The sequence below is a fragment of the Nocardioides marinus genome (assembly GCF_013408145.1).
GTDB lineage: Bacteria > Actinomycetota > Actinomycetes > Propionibacteriales > Nocardioidaceae > Nocardioides > Nocardioides marinus.
This window is the reverse complement of the sequence record NZ_JACBZI010000001.1, coordinates 3,105,597-3,127,404: the sequence shown is the minus strand read 5'-3', so window position 1 is coordinate 3,127,404 and position 21,808 is coordinate 3,105,597. Positions and strand designations below refer to the sequence as shown.

Annotated in this window: 24 protein-coding genes; 10 read left to right on the top strand and 14 right to left on the bottom strand. The window is 72.7% G+C overall.

Translation table 11 applies throughout. From position 1 onward, the window contains the following. The first annotated feature begins 12 nt into the window (after nt 1–12). Nucleotides 13–1,227, top strand: coding sequence for a type II secretion system F family protein (locus tag BKA05_RS14845; RefSeq protein ID WP_179532117.1), 1,215 nt, complete (start codon nt 13–15; stop codon nt 1,225–1,227). Between the two features lie 182 nt (nt 1,228–1,409). On the opposite strand, the gene BKA05_RS14840 is transcribed toward BKA05_RS14845, so the two are convergent. The 4 genes from BKA05_RS14840 to BKA05_RS14825 are packed head-to-tail and all read right to left on the bottom strand — an operon-like array spanning nt 1,410 to nt 5,713. Then, complete coding sequence (locus BKA05_RS14840) at nt 1,410–2,798, bottom strand: hypothetical protein (RefSeq protein ID WP_179532116.1); 1,389 nt, start codon at nt 2,796–2,798, stop codon at nt 1,410–1,412. After that, on the bottom strand, nt 2,795–3,463 hold the full coding sequence (locus tag BKA05_RS14835; RefSeq protein ID WP_179532115.1) for a PulJ/GspJ family protein: 669 nt from the start codon (nt 3,461–3,463) through the stop codon (nt 2,795–2,797). Before BKA05_RS14835 ends, BKA05_RS14840 begins: the two co-directional genes overlap by 4 nt. Next, the gene (locus BKA05_RS14830) at nt 3,460–5,250 is read right to left on the bottom strand and encodes a type IV pilus modification PilV family protein (RefSeq protein ID WP_179532114.1); all 1,791 of its coding nucleotides are present in this window, start codon (nt 5,248–5,250) and stop codon (nt 3,460–3,462) included. The genes BKA05_RS14835 and BKA05_RS14830 overlap by 4 nt, the downstream gene beginning before the upstream one ends. Then, nucleotides 5,234–5,713 carry a GspH/FimT family pseudopilin gene (locus tag BKA05_RS14825; protein ID WP_179532113.1) on the bottom strand — a complete coding sequence of 160 codons (480 nt, stop codon included), beginning with the start codon at nt 5,711–5,713 and terminating at the stop codon, nt 5,234–5,236. The genes BKA05_RS14830 and BKA05_RS14825 overlap by 17 nt, the downstream gene beginning before the upstream one ends. Before the next feature lie 164 nt (nt 5,714–5,877). Between BKA05_RS14825 and BKA05_RS20090 the strand changes: the two genes are divergently transcribed. The 3 genes from BKA05_RS20090 (at nt 5,878) to BKA05_RS14810 (ending at nt 7,498) form a co-directional block, all read left to right on the top strand. After that, nucleotides 5,878–6,300, top strand: coding sequence for a type IV pilin protein (locus tag BKA05_RS20090; protein ID WP_179532112.1), 423 nt, complete (start codon nt 5,878–5,880; stop codon nt 6,298–6,300). A 105-nt stretch (nt 6,301–6,405) separates the two neighbouring features. After that, nucleotides 6,406–6,663, top strand: coding sequence for a hypothetical protein (locus tag BKA05_RS14815; protein ID WP_179532111.1), 258 nt, complete (start codon nt 6,406–6,408; stop codon nt 6,661–6,663). A gap of 97 nt (nt 6,664–6,760) precedes the next feature. Continuing rightward, nucleotides 6,761–7,498 carry a FliA/WhiG family RNA polymerase sigma factor gene (locus BKA05_RS14810; RefSeq protein ID WP_179532110.1) on the top strand — a complete coding sequence of 246 codons (738 nt, stop codon included), beginning with the start codon at nt 6,761–6,763 and terminating at the stop codon, nt 7,496–7,498. A 123-nt stretch (nt 7,499–7,621) separates the two neighbouring features. On the opposite strand, the gene BKA05_RS14805 is transcribed toward BKA05_RS14810, so the two are convergent. From BKA05_RS14805 to BKA05_RS14795, 3 genes are all read right to left on the bottom strand, one after another. Then, nucleotides 7,622–8,569, bottom strand: coding sequence for a DMT family transporter (locus tag BKA05_RS14805; protein WP_179532109.1), 948 nt, complete (start codon nt 8,567–8,569; stop codon nt 7,622–7,624). A 145-nt stretch (nt 8,570–8,714) separates the two neighbouring features. Further along, complete coding sequence (locus BKA05_RS14800) at nt 8,715–9,392, bottom strand: response regulator (RefSeq protein WP_179532108.1); 678 nt, start codon at nt 9,390–9,392, stop codon at nt 8,715–8,717. Further along, the gene (locus BKA05_RS14795) at nt 9,389–10,537 is read right to left on the bottom strand and encodes a sensor histidine kinase (protein ID WP_179532107.1); all 1,149 of its coding nucleotides are present in this window, start codon (nt 10,535–10,537) and stop codon (nt 9,389–9,391) included. The genes BKA05_RS14800 and BKA05_RS14795 overlap by 4 nt, the downstream gene beginning before the upstream one ends. Before the next feature lie 122 nt (nt 10,538–10,659). Here BKA05_RS14795 and phoU point away from each other — a divergent pair, with 122 nt between their 5' ends. Then, nucleotides 10,660–11,322 (top strand): phosphate signaling complex protein PhoU, encoded by a 663-nt coding sequence (gene phoU, locus BKA05_RS14790; protein WP_179532106.1) that lies wholly within the window; start codon nt 10,660–10,662, stop codon nt 11,320–11,322. 282 nt (nt 11,323–11,604) lie between these two features. On the opposite strand, the gene BKA05_RS14785 is transcribed toward phoU, so the two are convergent. Genes BKA05_RS14785 through BKA05_RS20085 form a run of 3 tightly spaced genes read right to left on the bottom strand, consistent with a single transcriptional unit; the run spans nt 11,605 to nt 13,953 of the window. Beyond that, the gene (locus BKA05_RS14785) at nt 11,605–12,348 is read right to left on the bottom strand and encodes a phosphoglyceromutase (protein WP_179532105.1); all 744 of its coding nucleotides are present in this window, start codon (nt 12,346–12,348) and stop codon (nt 11,605–11,607) included. A gap of 2 nt (nt 12,349–12,350) precedes the next feature. Continuing rightward, the gene (locus BKA05_RS14780; RefSeq protein ID WP_179532104.1) at nt 12,351–12,953 is read right to left on the bottom strand and encodes a hypothetical protein; all 603 of its coding nucleotides are present in this window, start codon (nt 12,951–12,953) and stop codon (nt 12,351–12,353) included. A gap of 52 nt (nt 12,954–13,005) precedes the next feature. After that, nucleotides 13,006–13,953 (bottom strand): UbiA family prenyltransferase, encoded by a 948-nt coding sequence (locus BKA05_RS20085; protein ID WP_179532103.1) that lies wholly within the window; start codon nt 13,951–13,953, stop codon nt 13,006–13,008. A 258-nt stretch (nt 13,954–14,211) separates the two neighbouring features. Between BKA05_RS20085 and BKA05_RS14770 the strand changes: the two genes are divergently transcribed. Continuing rightward, nucleotides 14,212–14,697 (top strand): CarD family transcriptional regulator, encoded by a 486-nt coding sequence (locus tag BKA05_RS14770; protein WP_179532102.1) that lies wholly within the window; start codon nt 14,212–14,214, stop codon nt 14,695–14,697. Nucleotides 14,698–14,831: 134 nt separating this feature from the next. Then, complete coding sequence (locus tag BKA05_RS14765; protein WP_343045697.1) at nt 14,832–15,395, top strand: 2-C-methyl-D-erythritol 4-phosphate cytidylyltransferase; 564 nt, start codon at nt 14,832–14,834, stop codon at nt 15,393–15,395. Here the strand turns inward: BKA05_RS14765 and BKA05_RS14760 are convergent. Continuing rightward, nucleotides 15,382–16,122 (bottom strand): IspD/TarI family cytidylyltransferase, encoded by a 741-nt coding sequence (locus BKA05_RS14760; RefSeq protein ID WP_343045696.1) that lies wholly within the window; start codon nt 16,120–16,122, stop codon nt 15,382–15,384. The two genes, BKA05_RS14765 and BKA05_RS14760, sit on opposite strands and share 14 nt — an antisense overlap. A 156-nt stretch (nt 16,123–16,278) precedes the next feature. Between BKA05_RS14760 and nirD the strand changes: the two genes are divergently transcribed. Continuing rightward, nucleotides 16,279–16,641: a nitrite reductase small subunit NirD gene (gene nirD, locus BKA05_RS14755; RefSeq protein ID WP_179532101.1), complete on the top strand. Its 363-nt coding sequence runs from the start codon at nt 16,279–16,281 to the stop codon at nt 16,639–16,641. 22 nt (nt 16,642–16,663) lie between these two features. Here nirD and BKA05_RS14750 read toward each other — a convergent pair whose 3' ends face one another. Both BKA05_RS14750 and ispF read right to left on the bottom strand, forming a co-directional pair. Then, a complete protein-coding gene (locus BKA05_RS14750; protein WP_179532100.1) occupies nt 16,664–17,563 on the bottom strand; it encodes an alpha/beta fold hydrolase in 900 nt (299 codons plus the stop codon). Then, a complete protein-coding gene (ispF, locus tag BKA05_RS14745; RefSeq protein ID WP_343045695.1) occupies nt 17,560–18,072 on the bottom strand; it encodes a 2-C-methyl-D-erythritol 2,4-cyclodiphosphate synthase in 513 nt (170 codons plus the stop codon). Before ispF ends, BKA05_RS14750 begins: the two co-directional genes overlap by 4 nt. Before the next feature lie 77 nt (nt 18,073–18,149). Between ispF and BKA05_RS14740 the strand changes: the two genes are divergently transcribed. Beyond that, nucleotides 18,150–19,715, top strand: a complete 1,566-nt coding sequence (locus BKA05_RS14740; RefSeq protein WP_179532099.1) for a molybdopterin-dependent oxidoreductase — start codon at nt 18,150–18,152, stop codon at nt 19,713–19,715. After that, nucleotides 19,712–20,464, top strand: coding sequence for an SDR family NAD(P)-dependent oxidoreductase (locus BKA05_RS14735; protein WP_179532098.1), 753 nt, complete (start codon nt 19,712–19,714; stop codon nt 20,462–20,464). The genes BKA05_RS14740 and BKA05_RS14735 overlap by 4 nt, the downstream gene beginning before the upstream one ends. A 60-nt stretch (nt 20,465–20,524) precedes the next feature. Here BKA05_RS14735 and BKA05_RS14730 read toward each other — a convergent pair whose 3' ends face one another. Then, the gene (locus BKA05_RS14730; protein WP_179532097.1) at nt 20,525–21,757 is read right to left on the bottom strand and encodes a C39 family peptidase; all 1,233 of its coding nucleotides are present in this window, start codon (nt 21,755–21,757) and stop codon (nt 20,525–20,527) included. Nucleotides 21,758–21,808: the final 51 nt, after the last annotated feature.

Sequence of the window (21,808 nt, the reverse complement as noted above, 5' to 3'; positions counted from 1 at the left end):
GTCGCACGCACGATGGGCACCAACACCTACGCCTACAAGGTCCGCGACACCACCGGCCGCTTCCGCGAGGGCAAGGTCCGCGCGGGCTCGGAGAACGCGGTCGCCGAGAAGCTGCTCGGGATGGGCTACGTCCCCCTCGAGGTACGCCGCACCGGCACCGGGCTGCAGAAGGAGATCTCCTTCGGCCGCAGGAAGGTCACCACCAAGGACCTCGCGATCGCCGCCCGGCAGCTGGCCACGATGGTCGATGCCGGTCTGTCGCTGCTGCGGGCGCTGACGATCCTCGGCGAGCAGGTCGAGAACCCCGAGCTGCGCCGGGTGCTGGTCAAGGTCCGCCAGGACGTCGAGGCCGGCCACAGCCTCTCCGCGGCGCTGGCGGCGGAGAAGCTGGTCTTCCCGCCGTTCATGATCTCGATGACCCGCGCCGGCGAGAGCGGCGGCTTCCTCGACGGGGCACTGCGCCAGGTCGCGGAGACGTTCGAGGCCGACGTGAAGCTGCGCTCGCAGGTGAAGTCGGCGATGACCTACCCGGTCGTCGTCTTCTGCATGGCGATCCTGATGTGCATCGGGATGCTGATCTTCATCGTGCCGATCTTCGAGAAGATGTTCACCGACCTCGGCGGCGACCTCCCGGCCCCGACGAAGGTGCTGGTCATGCTGTCGGAGTCGATGAAGTACGTCCTGCCGGCCCTCGGCGTGCTCGGCTTCGGCGCGGCGTTCTGGTGGCGCCGGCACGGACGCGACGACAACGTGCGCGAGGTCGTGGACCCGCTGAAGATGAAGCTGCCGATCTTCGGGCAGCTGACCACCAAGATCGCGCTGGCCCGCTTCACCCGGAACCTCTCCACGCTGCTCTCGGCCGGCGTCCCGGTGCTGGCCTCCCTCGACATCGTCGCCGACACCTCGGGCTCGGTCGTGATCGCACGGGCCGTCCACGACGTACGCAACTCGGTGTCGCAGGGCGAGACCATCGCCGGTCCGCTCGCCCGCCACGACGTCTTCCCGTCGATGACGGTGCAGATGATCGCCTCCGGCGAGGAGGCCGGCGCCGTGGACCAGATGCTGCGCCGGATCTCGCAGTTCTACGACGAGGAGGTGCAGGCGACCACCGAGGCCCTCACCTCGCTCATCGAGCCGCTGATGATCGCCTTCCTCGGCGTCGTCGTGGGGTCGATGATCATGGCGCTCTACATGCCGATGTTCTCGGTGTTCGACCTGATCCAGTAGGTCGCCCGGCGGGCGCGTCGGGCCGCGGGCTGCGAGGTTCGACTGATGTCAGTCCAACCTGTCGGTGTGCGGTCGAAGGTTCGACCGCACACCCGAAGGTCTGACTGGTGTCAGTCAGACCTTCCGGCCAGCCGACGCGTCCAGCCCCGGGTGGCGGTCCGTCCTCACCGACCCCGCAGTCGTCAGCGGTCGATCTCGCGGTAGTTCGTCAGCGTCAGCGTGGTGTCGACCAGGCTGGGGGAGAGGTTCTGCACGAAGCACTCGTCCAGGGAGATGTCGACGGTGCCGGTGAGGTCGATCTGGTCGGCGTAGATCGTGCCGATCATGTCCGCGTTGCCGTTGGCCTTGAAGACGTAGCCGTACGGCGCCCCCGAGGTCAGCACCAGGTTGGCCACCATGTCGTGGTTGCCGTTGAGCCGGGCGTCGCCGCCGACGATCACGATCACCAGCGACTGCACGGGGCAGCCGCTCACCGCGGGACGGGTCCAGCCGTCGAGGTCCTTGAGGTCGACGAGGCGCTGGTTGGCCGGTTGCCCCTCGAGGTCGAAGAAGACCACCAGGTGCGGGGCCGCAGCGGACCAGTTCGGGATCTGCCCCGAGGTGTAGGACGCGGTTGTGAAGTAGGTGCCGGTGGTCTTGGCGACCGCCCGCAGCGTGTCGAGCTGGGTGTCGGTGAACGGCTTCTCCGGGATGCTGAAGAGCGTCCGCAACGCCTTCTCGTCGCGGATCCACGAGCCGTCCACGTCGACGGTGCCGTCGCCGTCGAGGTCGCGCGCACCGTAGAACTCCGGGTACGACGTCACCGCACCCGAGCAGCCGGTCGAGCCCAGGGGCCCACCGGCCGCGTCCTGGTCGAAGTGGAAGTCGGCGTCGCTCGAGCAGGCAGGCGGGTGGATCGAGCCGTTGCTCGGGCCGCAGTTGCGGTTGGCCGCGTTGGAGGTGGAGATGTGCTGCGCCGAGTGCACGGCCGCCGGGATCTTGTAGGCGACGTCGGTGCCGGAGATGTTGATGTGCTTGCGCGACCACACGCAGCCGGTGGTGATGATGGACTCCTGGAACACCGCCCCGTTGCCGCCGCCGTGGAAGCTCTTCGCGAAGAGCGCCATCGGCAGCCCCAGCGGCCGCGTCCCGATCGCGACCTCGGCCTCGATCGTGCGGCGGCCGTCGCGCGCGACCCCGGTGGAGTGGATGACGTAGCGGCCCGGGTTGTGGGCCGGCAGCGGCGCCTTGGCCTCGACCCACACCCGGTACGACGCGCCGCCGGGCAGTACCACCGTGGTCGGGTTGCTCTCCGACCCGTAGCCGCCGCCGGGGCAGGTCGGCGAGCAGGCGATCGACCCCACGCCGTACGTGCGCAGGTGCGCCGAGGCCTGGGCCAGGCCCGCGTCGGCGGCGTCGAGGGCGGCGCCGGAGTCCTGCGAGAGCCGGGTTGTGCGCAGGTTGTTGACGGTGACCGTGAGGATGGTGGTGCCGACGATCATCACCAGCGTCGTGGCGAAGAGGGTGAGGATGAGCGCGGCGCCGCGGTCGCGCGGCTCCCGTCGGTCCACCGGCCGGGCGGTGCGGGTCATGCGGTGACTCCTCGGTTGCGCATGTCGGCCTGCACGGTGAAGCGGCGCTCGGTGTCGCCGTCCCTGACCAGCAGCTCGACGGAGACCAGGTCGATCAGTGGCAGCTCCGCAGCGTCGGGGGCGCCGTTCTTGTTGCCGATGGAGGACTGGTCCAGCTCCTGCCACGTGGTCGTGCCGTCCCCGTCCAGGTCCTGGATCCAGGCGCTGGAGCGCAGCCGGATGTCGGCGGCCACCACGCCCCCGGCGAGCACCTGCACGGTCGAGCCGCCGCCGGAGAGCGTGAGCTCCCGGGTGCTGGACTTCCAGGTGTAGGTGAGCCGCTCGGGGTCGGCGGGGTCGTCCTCGACGCTGCCGTCGCCGTCGAAGTCGACCCCCACGGTCAGCGACACGACCTTGCCGTCGGCGACCTGGGCGCCCGACAGCTCGGAGGCCTGGCGGAACTCCCGCGACATCCGCTCCACCGCGAGCCGTGCCTCGCCCACGACGTTGCCGGACTCGCGCACGTCGTCGGCGACCCGGCTGCTGCCCATCGCGAACCCGATCAGCACCGTGCCCAGCGCCGCGAACAGCGTCATCGCGACCAGCATCTCGATCATCGTGAACCCGCCGTCCCGCGGCGGGTCGTGGCGTACGTCGGGGGCGCCGGCGCCGGTGCGTGCGGTCATCGCCGGTCCTCCGCGGTGCAGCCGACCGACCCGACGGTCAACGAGAGCGTCGAGAGCGGGTCCACGACCCGGTTGCCGCTGCCGTCGAGCACGGGGGTGCCGTCGGAGGCCACCCGGTGCCGCAGCGGCACGGTGACGAGGTTGAAGACCGCCGGCACGCTGACGCGGGTGGTGCGACCGGCGGCGACCTTGGTGATGCCGCTGCTGACCCGGGCGACCGACCACGACTCGATCCAGGTCGAGAGCGGGGTGCCGCCCACCGAGAGCGTGCTCGGGTCGGGGAGGGCGGTGTCGCCGGACGCAGTGAAGGTGCCGGCGCCGACGGGGCTGTAGCCCGACCCGTTCCAGTACTGCAGACGCAGGTCGAACGCGGCCGTCGCGGTGAGGGCGGTCCCGTCCACCTCGCAGCGGGCGGCAGCGCCGGCGAGCTTGACCTTGACCAGGGGGTTGTCACCCGTGCCGCGGGGGAGGACGGCGATCTCGGCGGTGCGGGCGGTCGAGCACGCCCGGGCGCCCGTCGCCGTCGTACGCGCCCAGCCGCCGCCGGCGATGCGCAGCCCGTTGCCGGAGTCGGTGACGGTGCAGCCCGACCCGATGCCGAAGGAGAAGTCGGCGCTGCGCAGCCGGAGCAGGGGGTTCGACAGGCCCAGGGACGTGCGGAAGAGGGCCCCGCTGCCGGCGCCCATCCGCAGCGCGTAGCCCTCGCCGGTGCTCGGGGTCTTGAGCGCGACCTCGAGCGGGGTGGTGGGGCTGCCGATGCCGGGCAGGCCGCCGGTGGTGGTCGGGGTCCAGGTGGCGGTGCGGTCGCCACCGCCCCAGCAGACCAGGTCGCACCCGGCGGCGGTGAGCTGCCCGCCGGCGTTGCTGCTCCAGGTGGGGGCGGTGTCCGGCGGAGCGGTCAGGGCGGTGCGGGTGGCACCGCCGTTCTCCCCGGTCGCGGCGCTGGAGGTCACGCCCGCGGCGGAGACCTCCACGCGGCTGCCCGCCACCAGCGACGCGTCGAGGTGCACCAGCCCGCTGGAGACCGCCACCGCGTTGCCCTCGGTGTCGCTGGGGCCGGGCAGCATCGTGCTGGCCTCCATCGCGACGGAGTCCGAGGTGGCGCGCACCCGCGTGGTGGTCTGGTAGCTGCGGGAGACCTGGGTGTACGTCGTCACCGGCCGTGACGTGCTCGGCCGGTCGGCCATCACCGTGACCGTGAGCCCGACCTGGCCGCTGGCCGGCTGGTCCTTGCCGACGGTCTTGGTGTCGTAGGCGGTCACGGGGCTCTTGGGCTGGGGCGGCGTGGCGGCGTCGAGGAACTGGGTGTCCACGACCACGACGAACCCGGCGAGGTCCGGGTCCGGGGCGATGCCCTTGGCGGCGTACCCGCCCACCCGGCGCACCACCCGGTAGAACGGCCCGGACGCCGGCTCGTAGCCGCAACGGGCGCTGCCCGAGACGTAGCCGGTGCTCTCGACCGGCGGCGGCACCCAGCGCTCGCCGTCCCGGCAGGCGGGCGCCTGGGCGGGGGCGGTGAGGTCCTGGAAGTAGCGGTCGAAGAGGTCGACGTACTGCCCGGCGTTGGGCTGGACCTGGAAGGGCAGGTTGCGCAGCCGCTCGAGCTCCGAGGCGGCGAGCGCGCGGCCCTGGCTGCCGACGCGGGCGACGTCGTTGGCGCGGATGCCGCTGATGAGCTGGGGGAGGATCGCGACCATCAGGGTCATCACGATCCCGAGGGCCACGACGACCTCGACGAGGGAGAAGCCCTCGTCGGTCGTGGGCCGCCGGTCAGCTGACGGAGACACGGCCGGTGAGCCCCTCGACCTTGAGCTTGGTGCGGGGGCCGCCGTCGCGCTGGACGTAGAGCTGGCCGGGCGTGGCGGTGCCGCGGGAGGTGAACGTGACGCCCGGCTCGGTGTGGTCGGTGCCGTGCTGGAAGAGCGGCGCGTCGATGTCGACGCCGCCCGGCGCGGTGCGGGCGGCCTGCAGGACCGTCGTCGCGACGTCGCAGCGGCCCTCCAGCACGGTGTAGGTCTCCGCGGCGGCGTCGAAGCGCACGCAGACCGAGCCGCCGGTGGTCACCGCGCGCTGCTGGGCCTGGCGCATCTCGGCACGCAGCTCGGTGAGGAAGCCGTCCTGCTCGGAGGCCCTGGCCCAGCCCTGCCACCCGCTGACCGCGATGGCCATCAGGGTGCCGGCCAGCGCGATGGTCACGATCATCTCGATCATCGTGTAGCCCGCGTCGACGGGCGTGCGGGCACGGCTCACGGGAGGGGTCTCGGGGCGCTGACCTGCGGACTTGAGCGCGACACGCGCTGGTCTGGACCGGGCTCAAGACACGTCCCCGGTGCCCCGACGCCCTTCCTGGTATTCCTCGCCGTCACCTCGCGTGGCGGCACCCTCCCCCATCCCCGTCGAAACGGAGAACCCCCATGCGTATCCCCCAGTCCAAGCAGGACAAGGGCTTCACCCTCATCGAGCTCCTGGTCGTCGTGGTGATCATCGGCATCCTGGCCGCGGTGGCCATCCCGGTGTTCCTCAACCAGCGTCAGAAGGCGGTGGACTCGGGTCTCAAGTCGGATCTGAAGAACGCTGCGACTGCGATCGAGAGCTACGTCGTCGACAACCCGCAGGTGGCCATCCCCGGGGACACCGCGACTGACGGGGGCTCTGGGACGACCGTGCTGACCGACTTTAACGCTTCGCCGGGCAACATCATCACCGTCACGGCTGGCACGGCGATCGGCTCGTACAAGATCACCGGCGAGAACGCGAGCTCGAGTGAGGGGGCGGACAACTGCCTCACCTACGACTCGGAAGCTGGGGGGCTCCAGCCGGGCTGGGTTGCCTGCTGATCCACCGGTGGGGCGTCGTCAGGCGCCCGGCCCTCGGGTCGCCCCCGGCACACGCCGGGGGCGACCTGCCCCTTCCCGGCTCGACCTGACTCGGACAGGAACGTGATGAGCATCGAGCAGCACCCCGGCCCCCACCCCGAGCGGGAGCCCGCCCCTGCACAGACCCCGGTTCCCGCCGACGCCGGCGCGGCCCTGGCCCGCCTGCTGCACGGCCTCACGACCGCTGTCCTGGCGCTGCCGACCGAGGTGCCCCGGACTGATGACGACCCCGGGTCGGCCGAACCCGACGAGACCCCCGCGGCCCCGGTCCGCGAGCGGCGTACCGGCAGCCTGCTCTCCGAGCTCTCCTTCCTCGACGACTGACCCGACCGCGGCCGGACCCGCAGCCCAGGTCACAGGTCGGTCACCGAGGGCCCACCTCCCGCACCTGCGGCGCCGGCGCTGGTAGACAAGCCCCGTCATGACGACGGGGGAGCGGCTCGAGGCGAGCGAGGACCTGTGGGCGGCGTACCGCGCCGAGCCCACCGAGGCGGTGCGCCACCAGCTGGTGCTGCAGTACTCCCCGCTGGTGAAGTACGTCGCCGGCCGCGTGCGCGTGCACCTGCCGGCCACCGTGGAGTCCGCCGACCTGGTCTCCGAGGGCGTCATCGGGTTGATGGACGCCATCGACCGGTTCGAGCCGGAGCGCGGGTGGGAGTTCCCGACCTACGCCGTGCCCCGCATCCGCGGCGCGATCCTCGACTCGATCCGCGCCGCCGACTGGGTCCCGCGCTCGGTGCGCAGCAGGCTGCGGGCCGTCGACGAGGCGCGTACGACGCTGCAGCACCGCCTCGGCCGCAGCCCCGAACCCGAGGAACTGGCCGCCGAGGCCGGGCTGAGCGTGCCCGAGCTGCGGGGGCTCCTCGAGCGACCCACCCACGTCGCGGCCGCCGGTGACGACGAGCTCGCCGAGGTCGACGACTCCGGTCCCGCGATGGACGAGGCGTTCGAGGACGAGGCGACCCGCGAGACCCTGAAGTCCGCGGTCAAGCGCCTGCCCGAGCGTGACCAGATCATCGTGGCGCTCTACTTCTTCGAGGGGTTCACCCTCGCCGAGATCGGCCAGGTGCTCGACGTGACCGAGTCCCGCGTCAGCCAGCTGCGCACCCGGGCCCTCAAGGCGCTGCGCGAGGAGCTGGCCACCGCGCTCGCGGAGTAGGGGACGCGGCGGGATACGACGCACTACTTCTCACGCTTACTGAGCAGTAAGGGTGAGAAGTAATGCGGACTAACCCGCCGATCCGTCCCACACGCCCCACCAACCCCAGACGAAGCAGCAGCCTCACGCAGGGGCAGGAGCGTCGGCTCGCGCCCTGGGCTTGCGCCGGGCGACGGCCACGCCGACCAGGGCCAGCGCGCCACCGGCGTACGCCATGGTCGGGGGCGTCTCGCCGAGGGCGAGCCAGCCCATGACGATGGTGATCGGCGGGACGAGGTACGTCGTGACGCCGAGGTTGGAGGCCGACATGTGCTTGAGCGCGAAGGCGTAGGTCGTGAACGCGATCGCGGTGGGGAAGACCCCGAGGTAGACCAGCCACCAGACGCTGGAGGCCGGCGCCCCACCGAGCTCGTCGAGCAGGCTCGGCGCGAACGGCAGGCACACGACCGCGCCGACGGTGCAGGCCAGCCAGGTCACGTGCACGGCCTGCAGCCGCGCCACCAGCGGCTTCTGCAGGATCAGGCTGATGGAGTAGACGACCGCGGCGAGCAGGCACAGGAACACCCCGAGCACGTCGTGGCCGGCCGACTCGCTGGTCGAGACGCTGATCAGCGCCACGCCGCCGAAGGCGAGCGCGAGACCCAGCCCGAGGTACGCCGTGAAGCGCTCGTCGAGGAACACCGCCGCCAGCACGGCGATCAGCACCGGCGAGAGCTGGATCAGCATCGCGGCGGTGCCGGCGTCGACCCGCTGCTCGCCCTCGTTGAGCGCCACGTTGTAGACGCCGAACCACAGCACGCCGATGGCGACCAGCGAGACCCACTCGCGCCGGGTGGGGCGCGGCACGCCCCGGCTGAGCGCGACCACGCCGAGCACGGCCGCGCCGACGAGCAGCCGGCCCAGTGACAGCGGCCCGGCCGAGAAGTCCTGGCCGAGGTGCCGGATCGCCACGAAGGCGCTGGCCCACAACAGCAGGGTCGTCCCGACGGCCGCCAACGGCAGCCAGGTGGGGACGTCACCGGCGCCGGACGGGGCGGGTTGGGCGGGTGCCGGGGTCGCGGTCGATGTCATGGGTGAAGCCTAGGGACGCCCATGGACATCCGTCGCGCGGGTTTCGGTCGCGGATGTGCCGCCCGCGGCGGGGTGAGGCAGCCGGATCACGACGTACTGCAGGAGAATCGGCCCGAGAACCTGCAGAACGTCGTGGTCGGCGACGTCAGAGGTCCAGCTTGTAGCCCAGGCCCCGCACGGTCACGAGGTACTTCGGCTCGGACGGGTCCGGCTCGAGCTTGGCCCGCAGCCGCTTGACGTGCACGTCGAGGGTCTTGGTGTCCCCGACGTAGTCCGAGCCCCAGACCCGGTCGATGAGCTGACCGCGGGTGAGCACCCGGCCGGGGTTGCGCAGGAACATCTCCAGCAGCTCGAACTCCTTGAGCGGCAGCCGCTGCTCGGTGCCGTCCACGGTCACGACGTGCCGCTCGACGTCCATCCGCACCGGCCCCGCCTCCAGCGTGGAGGGCGACAGGTCCGGCTCGGTGCCGCGCCGCAGGACGGCGCGGATGCGGGCGACCAGCTCGCGGGGGGAGTAGGGCTTGGTGACGTAGTCGTCGGCGCCGAGCTCGAGGCCGACCACCTTGTCGACCTCGTCGTCCTTCGCGCTGACCATGATGACCGGCACGCTGGAGGTCGCCCGGATCTGCCGGCACACCTCGGTGCCGGGGATGCCGGGCAGCATCAGGTCCAGCAGCACGATGTCTGCCCCGTTGCGGTCGAACTCCGTCAGTGCGGTGTTCCCGTCCGCGGCAATGGCCACCTCGAAGCCCTCCTTGCGCAGCATGTACGCGAGGGCATCGCTGTAGCTCTCCTCGTCCTCGACGACCAGTACCCGTGTCACGGGCTGTCCTCCTGTGTCTTTCTCTCCGCTCCGAAGTGCTGGGGCAGCGTCAGGGTGAACGTAGAGCCCTGACCCTCTGCTGACCAGACCCGGACCTCGCCGCCGTGGGTGGCGGCGACGTGCTTGACGATGGACAGGCCGAGCCCGGTGCCTCCGGTGGAGCGGTGGCGAGCGGGGTCGACCCGGTAGAAACGTTCGAAGATGCGGTCCAGCTCGTCGGCCGGGATGCCGATGCCCTGGTCGACCACCGAGATGTCGACCGAGCCCTCGTCCACGCGCGTGGTCACCAGGACCGTCGAGTCGTTCTCGGAGTAGGACACCGCGTTGCTCACCAGGTTGCTGACCGCGGCCAGCACCTGCTGCTCGTTGCCGAAGACCTGCAGGTCGGAGGTGCCGCCGACCATCACCTGGATGTTCTTGGTCTCGGCGTCCATCCGGCTGGTGTCGACGGCGGTGGAGATCACGTCGTCGAGGTGGACGGCGACCGGGGCGTCGAGCGGGTCGTCGGCCTGCAGCCGGGAGAGCTCGATGATCTGCTGGACCAGCTTGCCGAGCCGCTCGGACTCGGTGAACATCCGGTCCGCGAAGCGGCGCACGGCCTCGGGGTCGTCGGCGGCGTCCTGCATCGCGTCCGAGAGCAGCCGGATCGCGCCCACGGGCGTCTTCAGCTCGTGGGAGACGTTGGCGACGAAGTCGCGGCGCACCTCCTCGACGCGCTTCTCACGGGTCCGGTCCTCGACCAGCGCCAGCACCAGCCGCGAGCCCAGCGGCGCCACGCGGGCCGTCACGTAGCGCGAGGGCACCCCCGGTCGGGCCATGAGCAGCTCGGTCTCCCGGATCTGCCCGTCCCGGCGTACCTTGCGGACCACGTCGGCCAGCTCGGCCGAGACCAGCTTGCTGCCCCGCACCAGCCCCAGCGCGTACGCCGGAGCAGACGCCTTGAGCACCTCGTCGCTGTCGTCGACGACCACGGCGCTGGACCGCAGCACCGAGAGCACCGTGCCGACCCCGTCGGGGACCACCGGCTGGGCGTACTCCGGGATGGTGCGCTGCTGCCGATCGCTGATGTGCCACGCCAGCACCGCGCCGCCGGCGACGATCGCGCCGATGACGGCTGCGAGGGCTGCCTGGAGCGTCGGGTCCACGGGGGGAAGCGTACGCACGGGTTTCACCCGGGGTTCAGCCGTGGACGCCGACGTAGGCAACGTTCACCCCGCGTTCACGGGTCCACCCCGTCCGGTCACCCGCCTCTCCTAGGGTGGGGCCCATGCGTGACGTCTTCCACGAGCAGCTCGACGCCGTCTTCGGCGACCTCGCCACCATCTGTGGGCAGGTCGAGACCGCGGTGTGCCAGGCCACGAAGTCCCTCCTCGAGGCCGACGTCGAGATCGCCGAGCAGGTGATCTCCGCCGACGTCGACATCGACCGGGCCCGCGTCGAGGTCGAGGAGCAGTGCTTCGAGCTGCTCTCCCTGCAGCAGCCGGTGGCCGGTGACCTCCGGGTCGTGGTCGCCGCCCTGCGGATGGTGACCGAGCTCGAGCGGATGGGCGACCTGTCCGTGCACGTCGCCAAGATCGCCCGGATGCGCGTCCCGGACGTCGCCGTGCCGGCCGAGATCCAGCCGACCGTCTCGCGGATGGCCGAGGTCGCCCGCGACATGGTGGCGCGGGTCGAGCAGATCATTGTCCACCGCGACGTCTCGGCGGCGATCGAGCTGGGCCGCGACGACGAGATCATGGACCAGCTGCGCCGCGCCAGCTTCACCCAGGTGCTCGGCGACGACTGGACCCACGGCGTCGAGGCGGCCGTCGACATCGCGCTGCTCGGTCGCTACTACGAGCGCATCGCCGACCACGCGGTCTCGATCGCCAACCGCGTCGTCTTCGTCGTCACGGGTGAGGACCCGCGGGCCGCGGCGAGCGAGGCCTGAGCGGAGGGTTCGCCGGGAGGTTCATCGGGGCGCCGATGGACCTCACGCACCCACGCCGCAGGTGCGTCGGCGCGCCGTGAGCTTCATCGGGGGGCCGCTGAACCTCCGCGGCGAGCCGAAGGTCTGACTGACGTCAGTCGAACCTTGCAGAGTGCGGTCGAAGGTTCGACCGCACAGCCACAGGTCTGACTGATGTCGGTCGAACCTGGCAGAGTGCGGTCGAAGGTTCGACCGCGAGGCAGAAGGTCTGACTGACAACAGTCAGACCTTCCCCCGCACGCCCTACTTGCCCTGGTTGGCGACCGCGGCGGCAGCGGCGGCAGCGGCGTCGGGGTCGAGGTAGCGGCCACCCTTCTCCACGGGGGAGAAGGCGTCGTCGAGTTCGTAGACCAGCGGCATGCCGGTGGGGATGTTCAGGCCGGCGATGTCCTCGTCGGAGATGCCGTCGAGGTGCTTGACGATCGCGCGCAGGCTGTTGCCGTGGGCGGCGACGAGCACGGTCTTGCCGGCGGCCAGGTCGGGGACGATGTCGGACTCCCAGTAGGGGACCATCCGGGCGATGACGTCCTTGAGGCACTCGGTGGCCGGGAGGTCCGGGCCGAGGTCGGCGTACCGCACGTCGGAGGCCTGGGAGAACTCGTCGTCGAGCTCGATCGGCGGCGGGGGGACGTCGAAGGAGCGGCGCCAGAGCATGAACTGCTCCTCGCCGTACTGCTCGAGCGTCTGCTTCTTGTCCTTGCCCTGCAGCGCGCCGTAGTGGCGCTCGTTGAGGCGCCAGGACCGCTTGACCGGGATCCAGTGCCGGTCGGCGGCGTCGAGCGCGAGCCCGGCGGTCGTGATGGCCCGGCGCAGCAGCGAGGTGTGCACGACGTCGGGGAGGATGCCGGCCTCGACCAGCTGCTCACCGCCGCGCTTGGCCTCACCCTGGCCCTTCTCGGTGAGGGGTACGTCGACCCAGCCCGTGAAGAGGTTCTTGGCGTTCCAGTCGGACTCGCCGTGCCGCAGCAGGACCAGGGTGTACGTCACGCTCAGTGCTCCCCGTCCTCAGAGCCCTCGGCGTGCTCCTCGTCGGAGTGCTCGCCCTCGGGGTGGTAGTTCTCGTAGCGACCGTCGGCGACCGGCTCGAGCGGCTCGCAGTCGTACTCCTCGCCGTCGGTCTCGCTGGCGTCGAAGCCGTCGAACTCGTCGCAGTCGGTCACGACCGGGACCTGCATCTCGACGGTCTCGCCGTTGTCGAAGGCCAGCTGGACGCCGACGAAGTTGCCGGCCTCGAACTCACCGGTGACCAGGATGCCGTTGCCCTCGGCGGAGAGGTTCTCGAAGCCCAGGCGCGGGATCTCGCGGGGCTCGAAGTCCTCGAAGGAGATCGTGGTGTCGCCGACGGGGCGGATCGCCTCGAAGGTGATCGCCTCGCTGCCGGAGTTGTTCGACAGACCGGCGATGAAGGTGCCGGAGCCGGCCGCCTTGGACACGATGACGGCGGAGAGCACGTCGACGGTGGCGTCGCGGTCGATGGGGCCGGCGGCCGGGGTGTAGACCCGGTCGGTGGCGTAGTCGAACCCGCAGGAGGACAGGGTCGTGGCCAGGGCGATGGCGCTGGCGGCGACCGCGAGCGAGCGGCGCAGATGCATGTCGGAAAGCCTTCGGGTCGTTCTGGATCCGGCGGCGACAGCCTAGCGGTGTCTAGGCGTGCAGGCCGACCAGGGTTCCGGTGATGATCATCCCGGCCGCCACGAGCGCCAGGTAGGTGGTCGTCAGGGCCAGCAGTCGGGCGGCGCCGATGCGCATGCCCAGCCGCAGCGGCAGGTAGGTCCAGCCGTCCTCGTGGTCGGCCACCAGCCCCCACAGCGAGGTCAGCAGGTGCACGCCGATGCCGAGGAGCGCCGCAAGCGCCGTCATCGCCGGCTGCGGGGCCGCCCCGCCGTCGTGGTTGCCCCAGCCGCCGAAGGAGAGGAACGCCGGGTAGAGCGCGAACGCCGCGGCCCACGGCACCCAGCTCAGCAGTCCGGTGCGCAGCGTGTAGTTGCCCAGCACGCCGATCGCCACGGACACCAGGTAGAGCAGGCCCGCGGTGATGCCGTTGGACAGCGAGAGCGGGACGAGGAGCAGGACGGCGCAGGCCACGGCGAACCACGCCGTGCCGGGGTCCAGCCGCCCGTCGGCCACGGGCTTGTCGGTGCGCCCGTGGCGGGCGTCGCGTCGGCGGTCGACCAGGTCGTTGTGCCAGCCCAGCAGGGCCTGGCCGACCAGGACGGTGACCAGCACCAGCCCCAGGTCGCGGGTCGGGCGGTCGGCCAGCGCGGCGGCGATGGAGAGCAGGAGGGCCGTGGCGACGGCCTGGCGCGGGTGCGCCGCGCGGACCAGGAGGAGCGGGGTGGCGTCGAGGAACCTGCGCCGCGGCACCGCCGGTGGCGGAGGGGGTACGTCGTCGTCGGCCGTCGAGGCGCCCGTGCGGCCGCCCGTGGAGCCGCCCGGGGGGCCGGTCGGCCGCTCGGCCTCGTCGGTCAGCGTCGTACCCCGTGGGGTGTCGGCGTCCGCGGAGGCCGCCGGGGTCTCCTCGGTGGTCGAGCCGACGTCGGTCCCCGAGGGGGTCGCCTGGCGGTCGCGTCGTCGCAGCCTAGGTCGAGCCATGCCCCGCAGTATGGCTGCCCGGGGCCCCCGGGACGCGCGTTTCCCCAGCACAGGGCGGGTTCCGGGCCGCCCGCGGGCCGGTGGCGGGGTCCCCCGTGGGGGTGGCCGGAGGCGGGCGCGCCGGGCTGTGACAGGGGCCTGCCAGCACGGCCTCGCGGCATCTGTCAAGCCCTTGTTAGCGCTCTGACCTGCACAAACGCGGTCCGACACGCCGAAAAGGCGTGTTAAGATAGCGGCCTAGGAAGGGGAACCTGACATATGACTTTCACCGTCGGCGAAACGGTTGTCTACCCGAATCACGGGGCCGCCATCATCGAGGACATCGAGATGCGGAAGATCAAGGGAGAGGACCGGCAGTACCTCGTTCTGAGGATCGTCGCACAGCAGGACCTGGTGGTCCGTGTGCCCGCCTGCAACCTGGACCTCGTGGGGGTCCGCGACGTCGTCGACAAGGAGGGCCTGGACCGCGTCTTCGACGTGCTGCGTGCCGCTCACGTCGAGGAGCCGACCAACTGGTCGCGTCGTTACAAGGCCAACCTGGAGAAGCTGCACAGCGGCGACGTCATGAAGGTGGCCGAGGTCGTCCGCGACCTGTGGCGCCGCGAGCGTGACCGTGGCCTGTCGGCCGGCGAGAAGCGGATGCTGGCCAAGGCGCGCCAGATCCTCGTCTCCGAGCTGGCCCTGGCCGAGCACACCAACGAGGACAAGGCCGAGGCCATCCTCGACGAGGTGCTCGCCTCCTGAGGCAGCCCTCACCACAGCAGCACTCGAAGCCCCCGGGACGGCCCCGGGGGCTTCGTGCTGTTCCGGGGCCTGGGACGTCATACGAGCAGCGGGAGGGGACGTCCGCTCCGCATGACGTCCGCGGGGCGGCTAGCGTGCAGGACGTGCTGTACGACGAGGACGGATCGCTCGGGGTCGTGGTCGAGACCGATCGCGGGTCACTGCCCTTCGTGCTGCTGCACGGCGAGGCGCTGGTCGCCTGCGCGGCCTGGGCGCTCGGGGAGGCTGGGGTCACCCAGGTCGACCTCGGCACCGGGTGGGCCGCGCTGGTCGAGGCCGAGGAGCCGGTGGTGCTCCACGACCCCCTGTGCCCGATGACGCCCGCGGACTTCATCGCCGCGTGCGTGGAGCGGTGCGCCGCGACGCAGGCGGTCGTCGTCGGCGTACGCCCCGTGACCGACACGCTCAAGAGCGTCGACGAGGACGGTGTCGTCGAGGGCACGGTGGACCGCGAGACGGTGCGCCAGGTGACCTCGCCGATCGTGCTGCCCGCCTCGGTCGTGGCGGCCCTGGAGGGGCTGCCGAGCACCGACTTCGCGACCCTGGCGACCGAGCTGGCCGCCCGTTACCCCGTGCTCACGATGCAGGCCCCGCCCGAGGGGCGTCGGGTCGGCGACGAGGACGACGTGCGCGTCCTCGAGGCGCTCACCGCGCGCTGAGCAGCGCCTCGGCCAGGGCGAGGTCCTCGGGCCAGGTGACCTTGAGGTTGGCCGCGGTCGACGACACGGCCACGACCGGCAGCCCGGCGTACCGCTCGAAGGTGGCGGCGGTGTCGGTGCCCTCGAAGCCGTCGTGCTCGGCGGCGCGGTAGGCCGCCAGCAGCGGGCGGGCGCGGAAGGCCTGCGGGGTCTGGACGCCGACGAGCCCGGGCGCCACGGAGGTGAGGTCGGCGCCCACCAGGGCGTGGGTCGGCGTGGCGGGCAGGGCGCCGCCGTGCCGGCGGGCGGTGGCGACCACGGCGTCGAAGAGGGCGGGCGCGGCCAGGGGCCGGGCTCCGTCGTGGACGACCACGACGTCGGTGCGTCCGGCCTCCACGTGGCCCGCGACCGCCCGCAGCGCGGCCCACTCCGAGCCGTGGCGCGAGGAACCGCCGGGGACCAGCGCCACCTCGGGGCCGCCGTCAGCCGGGAGGTACGCCGACAGCGCGGACGCGACCTCGTCCTGCTCGGCGGGCGCGGTCACCACGACCACCCGGTCGACGCCCGTGGCGGCCAGGGCGTGGGCGAGGGACCAGGCCAGGAGCGGCCGCCCCGCCAGCGGCAGCAGCACCTTGTTGACCCTTGCCCCGACCCGGTTGCCGGCCCCGGCGCCGAGCACGACCACGGTCACGCCGGGCCGCGGCGGGACCGGCGCTGCTGAGGGGGTCGCGGGCGCGGGGCAGGTCACCGGCGCAGGGTAACGGGCAGCCCCGGGAGGAGTTTTCACGGCTGTTACATGCAGAAACCTCGGTGGTACCCGGCGCCTCCTACGTTCGGATCGCGAAGGAGGTCCGATGCGCCACGGCAGCAGTGCGGTCCGCGGGGTGTCCCCGGGAGGACGGCCATGACCCCTCGGCAGCGTGACACCGAGGAGTGGCACGCCGTGTGCCGGCTCGACCAGCTCGAGGTCGAGCGCGGTGCCACCGCCCTGGTCCACGGGCAGGCGGTCGCGATCTTCAAGATGCCCGACGAGACGGTCTACGCGCTGGGCAACCACGACCCGTTCGCGAAGGCCTCGATGATCGCCAAGGGCATCGTGGGCCGCCGCGGCGACGTGCCGTTCGTCGCGTCCCCGCTGCACCGGCACGGCTTCGACCTGCGCACCGGCAAGTGCCTCGACGACGTGCACGTCTCGGTGCCGGCGTACGACGTGCGGGTGGTCGACGGGGTCGTCCAGATCGGGCACCGGAAGGCCGACGCCGCCTGAGCCGGCCGATGAACCGTGCCGATCAGCCGGCCGCCCGGGCCCGCTCGACGGCCGCCACGAGCTCGGCCGAGACCGCCTCGTCACGCTCCAGCGGCAGGTAGTGGCCCGCGCCCGGCAGGACCAGCATCCGGGCCCCGGAGATGGCCGAGGCCAGCCGGCGGGCGTGCGCGGGCGGGGTGAGCACGTCGGCGCTGCCGACCATCACCGTCGTCGGGACGTCGTCGAAGGCCTTCAGCCCTGCGGTGCGCTCGTGGCCCATGATGTCGCGGTAGAAGCCCGACATCGTGGCCGGCGAGCAGCTGACGAGCTGGTCGACGACGAGGCCGGCGTCGCGCAGCCGCAGCGGCGAGCCCATCAGGAAGCGGTTGACGATCATCCGCTCGATCGAGGGGGTACGACGCCGCTCGGCGCGGCTGAGCAGCCGAGCCCGGGTCGCGAGGACCCGCGGCAGCCGGGCGCGCAGGAACGGACCCATCTCCGGCAGTCCCAGGGTGACGGTGTCGAGGTGGCCGGAGGAGGTCGCCACGAGGACCAGGCCGGCCACGCGCCCGACCAGGTCGGGCCGCTCCTCGGGCAGCGCCATGATCGTCATGCCGCCGATCGAGTGGCCGGCCAGGACGAGCGGTGCCTCGCCGGCGTACGCGTCGACGACGTGGCCGAGGTCGCGGGCCAGCCGCGAGACCGTGCAGTCGCGCTCCGGCGCGACCTCGGAGCGACCGTGGCCGCGGGCGTCCCAGGTGACCCGCCGCAGGTCGGGTCCGTAGGTCGCCAGCAGGTGCCGCACCTGGTAGTGCCAGTCCTGCTCGTCGGCGGTCCAGCAGTGCGCCAGCAGCAGCGTGACGGGGGCGTCCTCGCGGCCGTAGGTCGTGACGTGCAGCCGGGCGCCGTCGTCGGCGAGGAGGCTGTGGGTGGCGGCGGTCATCGGGGCACCTCCGGTGCGGTGGGGGCGATGAGGGCGGTGGCGATGGCGGCGACCCCCTCGCCGCGGCCGGTGAGGCCGAGCCCGTCGGTCGTGGTGGCGCTGACCGTGACCGGGGCCCCGACGGCGGCGGAGAGCGCGGCCTCGGCCTCCGCCCGGCGGGGACCGATCTTGGGTCGGTTGCCGACCACCTGCACCGCGACGTTGCCGATCTCGAAGCCGGCGGCGCGCACCCGGCTCGCGGTCTCGGCCAGCAGCGTGGAGCCCGCGGCGCCGGACCACTCCGGCTCGCTGGTGCCGAAGTTCGAGCCGAGGTCGCCCAGGCCGGCGGCGGACAGCAGCGCGTCGCACGCGGCGTGGGCGGCGACGTCGGCGTCGGAGTGCCCCTCGAGGCCGTGGGTCTCCTCCGGCCAGGCCAGGCCGGCCAGGTGGAGGGGCACGCCGGGGACGAGCCGGTGGACGTCGGTGCCGAGGCCGACGCGGGGGAAGACCAGGGGGGATCGGTCGCTCACCCCGGGGAGGGTAGTCGTCACCGGACCGTCACACCTGCCGTCCCGGTCGGTGGAGCACCCTGCGTCATGATGGCGGCATGGCTCCCCGACCCACGCCCCAGCAGCGCGCCCTCGTGTGGCCGCTCGCGGGGCTCGTGGCCGGAGCGGCCGGCATGCTCACCAGCTACGCCGCCGCGATGGTGCTCACCATCCGCGAGGCGCCCGTCGTGGCGATCGCGGAGCTGGTGGTGCGGTCCACGCCGGGTCCGGTGGTCGCCTTCGCGCTGAAGTTCCTCGGCGCCTGGAACAAGACGCTCCTGCTCTCGGTCATGGCGGTCCTCACCGTCGTGCTCTTCTGGTACGTCGGTGCCTGGGCCCGTCGCCGGTGGTGGGTGCCCGTCCTCGTCTACTCGCTGATGGCCACGCTGGCGGCCGTCGCGGTGCTGCTCTCGTCCGACTGGTCCGGCGTGGACCTGCTGCCCGTGGCGGTCGGCTACGTCACCTGGCTGGTCGTGCTGTCCCTGCTGACCGAGCCGCTGCGGCGCGCCGAGGCGCCGCCGCGGTCCGAGCCCGGCCCGACCGACGCGGCGGCGTACGCACGGGGTCGGCGGCAGTTCCTCGTGCGTGCCGGGCTGCTCGGTGCGGCCGCGGTCGTCGCGGGCGTCGCCGGTCGGCTCGTCGGCAGCGGGCGACGGCACGTGGAGGAGACCCGGCGGCTGCTGCGCCTGGACGTGCGGGCGCCCCGGGTCCCGGTGGGTGCCCACCCCGACGTGCCCGGGCTCAGCCCCTGGCAGACCCCGGTCGAGGACTTCTACCGGATCCACACCGCCATCGTGGTGCCGGCCATCGAGCCCTCGGACTGGTCGCTGCGCATCCACGGGATGGTCGAGCGGGAGGTCGTGCTGGGCTACCAGGACCTGCTCGACCGGGGCCTCACCGACGCCTGGGTGACCCTGTGCTGCGTGAGCAACCCGGTCGGCGGACCCCTGGTCGGCAACGCCTGGTGGAGCGGCGTGCGCACCGCGGACCTGCTGGCGGAGGCCGGCGTGCTCGACGGTGCCGACGCGGTGCTGCAGACCTCGAAGGACGGCTGGAACTGCGCCACGCCGCTCGAGGCCCTGACCGACGACCGCGACGCGATGCTGGCGCTGGCGATGAACGGCAGCCCGCTGCCCATCGAGCACGGCTTCCCCGTCCGCACGGTCGTGCCGGGCCTCTACGGGTACGTGTCGGCGACCAAGTGGGTCGTGGACATGGAGGTCACCCGGTTCTCCGACGTCGACGCCTACTGGACCCAGCGCGGCTGGGGCGAGCTCGGCCCGGTCAAGACCGCCTCGCGGATCGAGGTGCCGCGCTCCGGCACCACCGTGGCCGCCGGCCCGCTCCGCGTCGGCGGCGTCGCCTGGCACCAGCACACCGGCATCTCCGCCGTCGAGGTCTCCCTCGACGGCGGGCCCTGGCAGCCGATGGAGCTGGGGCGGGTCCCCAGCGCCGACACCTGGGTGCAGTGGGGCGGCACCATCGACGTCGGCCCCGGCGACCACCTGCTGCGGGTGCGCGCCACCGACGCCGACGGGGTCGTGCAGACCCCGGTCGAGCGCGACGTGCTCCCCGATGGGGCCACGGGCCACGACCTGGTCGACTTCTCCGCCGAGTCGGCATGACCGCGCCCGGGCAGGACTTCGCCGGCCGCCGCGGGGCGGCGCTGGTCGTCGGCGGCAACGGAGGCATCGGCGCACGGGTCGCGGCGATGCTCGCCGAGCGGGGTGCCACGGTCGCGGTCACCCACCGTCGTACGCCGGCCGAGGGCGTGGCCTCCCACCACCTCGACCTGGGCTCGCCCGACGCGGCCGCGCAGGCCGCGCGGGTCGTGGCCGACGTGCTCGCCGAGCACGGGGGGCTGCACACGCTCGTGCACGCGGCCGGGCCGCACGTGCCGATGGTCCACCTCGGACGGGTCTCCGCGGAGGAGATGGCCGCCCAGCTGCACGACGACGCCGGCGGGTTCTTCACCGTCGTCCGCGCGGCGCTGCCGGCCCTGCGCGAGAGCCACGGCGCGGTCGTCGCGGTCACGACGGCCGCCACCACCCGCTTCCCCAAGCGCGACGGGCTCTCCTCGGCACCCAAGGCGGCCGTCGAGGCGATGGTCCGCGCCCTGGCGGTGGAGGAGGGGCGCTACGGCGTACGCGTCAACGCGGTCGGCCCCGGGATGCTCACCGACGGCATGGCCGCCCGGCTCATCGGCTCCGGCGAGCTCTCACAGGAGGCCCTCGACGTCACCCGCCGCAACATCCCGCTCGGCACCTTCGGCACCGCCGACGACGTCGCCGAGGCGGTCTGCTTCCTCGCCTCCGACCGCGCCGGCTTCATCTCCGGCCAGAAGCTCGACGTCGACGGCGGCTACGGGGCCTGATCGGTCGCCGGGAGGTCTCGACGCCCGCTCGCTGGCGCTCGCCGCTCGACCACCCGAGGGTCAGTCGCGCAGGACGTAGGCGGTGCCGGTGGAGGCGTCCAGCCACGCGCGCTCGAGCTGGCCGCGGTCGTAGGTGCGGCGCACGCCGGCGGGGGAGTCCGCGGCGGGGTCGTTGACGACCACGTCACCGTCGGCGGTGAAGCCGACCACCACGAGGAGGTGGCCGTTCGAGGCGCTGATCGGGGCGCCGGAGAGCTCGCCGGACCCGAAGGCGATCGAGACGATCACCGGCACGCCGTCGGCCACGAGCCGCTCGACCGCGCGCAGGTCCGGCAGGCGGGAGACGTCGGCCCGGCCGACCAGCCGGGCGGCGTACGCGACGTTGAAGGACCAGTTGCCGGTGCCGTCGTAGCCGTGGTCGAAGGTCGAGCGCGCGGCGTGGTCGACCCACGGGGCCGCGTGGCCCTCGGGGACCCAGGCGTAGTCCTTCTCCTTCGGCAGCGCGTCGTAGTAGCCCAGCACCATCGACACCGAGGTGGGCGAGCACCACGCCTCGCCGCCGTTGCCCCACTGCGGGTAGTGCCCCTGGTGGACCATCTGGCTGTAGCGCGGCACGTCCAGCACGGCGCCGCCCGCCCGGGCGACCTTGCCGGGCTTGGATGTCGCCGGGCTGCTGGAGGGGCGCCGCGACGTGGTGGCCGCGACGTGGCCGACGCTCGGGGGCTTGGTGCTCGCACCGGTACGCCGCAGCAGCGACACCCGCAGCCGCCAGCGCTCCAGGCCGGCCGAGGAGGCCGTGCGCCAGGTGTCGGTCGCGACCCGGGCGAGGTCGTCGTCCTGGCTGCCGAGGCTGGTGCGCTCGGAGTACCTGTCGCCGTAGGCCCAGCGACCCAGGCTGTCCCACGAGCTCTTGCGCCCCGAGGCGTCGCGTCCTCGCACCTCGACCTCGATCATCGAGTCGCCCGGCGTCTTGGCCTCCCACGACGCGACGAGCTCGGTGAACCCGAACCCGGGGCGGGCCCAGCGCGAGACCCAGCGCCCCACGTCGTACGTCGTGCCGTCGACCCGCGTCGTGGTGACGGGACTCTTCAGGAACACCCGACCCCGGCGTACGACGGTGCCTGCCGTGCGCCCGTCGACGAGCTGCTCGCCGGTCCAGCCGGTCAGGTCGCTCTGGATCTTGCCGGCCGCACGGGCCTCGGCCGGCGCCCCGGAGGCGAGGACGACCGGCGCCCAGGGGGCGGCCAGGGTGAGCACTAGGCCGGGGAGCAGGGAGGGAAGCAGGCGACGCACCGCACGAGGGTACGTCACTCCCGTCACATCCGTCACAGGTCGCGCGGGGGG

Coding starts and splice junctions, on each gene's coding strand:
- BKA05_RS14845 (WP_179532117.1), top strand. CDS start 13: ATGGGCACCAACACCTACGCCTACAAGGTCCGCGACACCACCGGCCGC.
- BKA05_RS14840 (WP_179532116.1), bottom strand. CDS start 2,798: ATGACCCGCACCGCCCGGCCGGTGGACCGACGGGAGCCGCGCGACCGC.
- BKA05_RS14835 (WP_179532115.1), bottom strand. CDS start 3,463: ATGACCGCACGCACCGGCGCCGGCGCCCCCGACGTACGCCACGACCCG.
- BKA05_RS20090 (WP_179532112.1), top strand. CDS start 5,878: ATGCGTATCCCCCAGTCCAAGCAGGACAAGGGCTTCACCCTCATCGAG.
- BKA05_RS14815 (WP_179532111.1), top strand. CDS start 6,406: ATGAGCATCGAGCAGCACCCCGGCCCCCACCCCGAGCGGGAGCCCGCC.
- BKA05_RS14810 (WP_179532110.1), top strand. CDS start 6,761: ATGACGACGGGGGAGCGGCTCGAGGCGAGCGAGGACCTGTGGGCGGCG.
- BKA05_RS14805 (WP_179532109.1), bottom strand. CDS start 8,569: ATGACATCGACCGCGACCCCGGCACCCGCCCAACCCGCCCCGTCCGGC.
- phoU (WP_179532106.1), top strand. CDS start 10,660: ATGCGTGACGTCTTCCACGAGCAGCTCGACGCCGTCTTCGGCGACCTC.
- BKA05_RS14780 (WP_179532104.1), bottom strand. CDS start 12,953: ATGCATCTGCGCCGCTCGCTCGCGGTCGCCGCCAGCGCCATCGCCCTG.
- BKA05_RS20085 (WP_179532103.1), bottom strand. CDS start 13,953: ATGGCTCGACCTAGGCTGCGACGACGCGACCGCCAGGCGACCCCCTCG.
- BKA05_RS14770 (WP_179532102.1), top strand. CDS start 14,212: ATGACTTTCACCGTCGGCGAAACGGTTGTCTACCCGAATCACGGGGCC.
- nirD (WP_179532101.1), top strand. CDS start 16,279: ATGACCCCTCGGCAGCGTGACACCGAGGAGTGGCACGCCGTGTGCCGG.
- BKA05_RS14750 (WP_179532100.1), bottom strand. CDS start 17,563: ATGACCGCCGCCACCCACAGCCTCCTCGCCGACGACGGCGCCCGGCTG.
- BKA05_RS14740 (WP_179532099.1), top strand. CDS start 18,150: ATGGCTCCCCGACCCACGCCCCAGCAGCGCGCCCTCGTGTGGCCGCTC.
- BKA05_RS14735 (WP_179532098.1), top strand. CDS start 19,712: ATGACCGCGCCCGGGCAGGACTTCGCCGGCCGCCGCGGGGCGGCGCTG.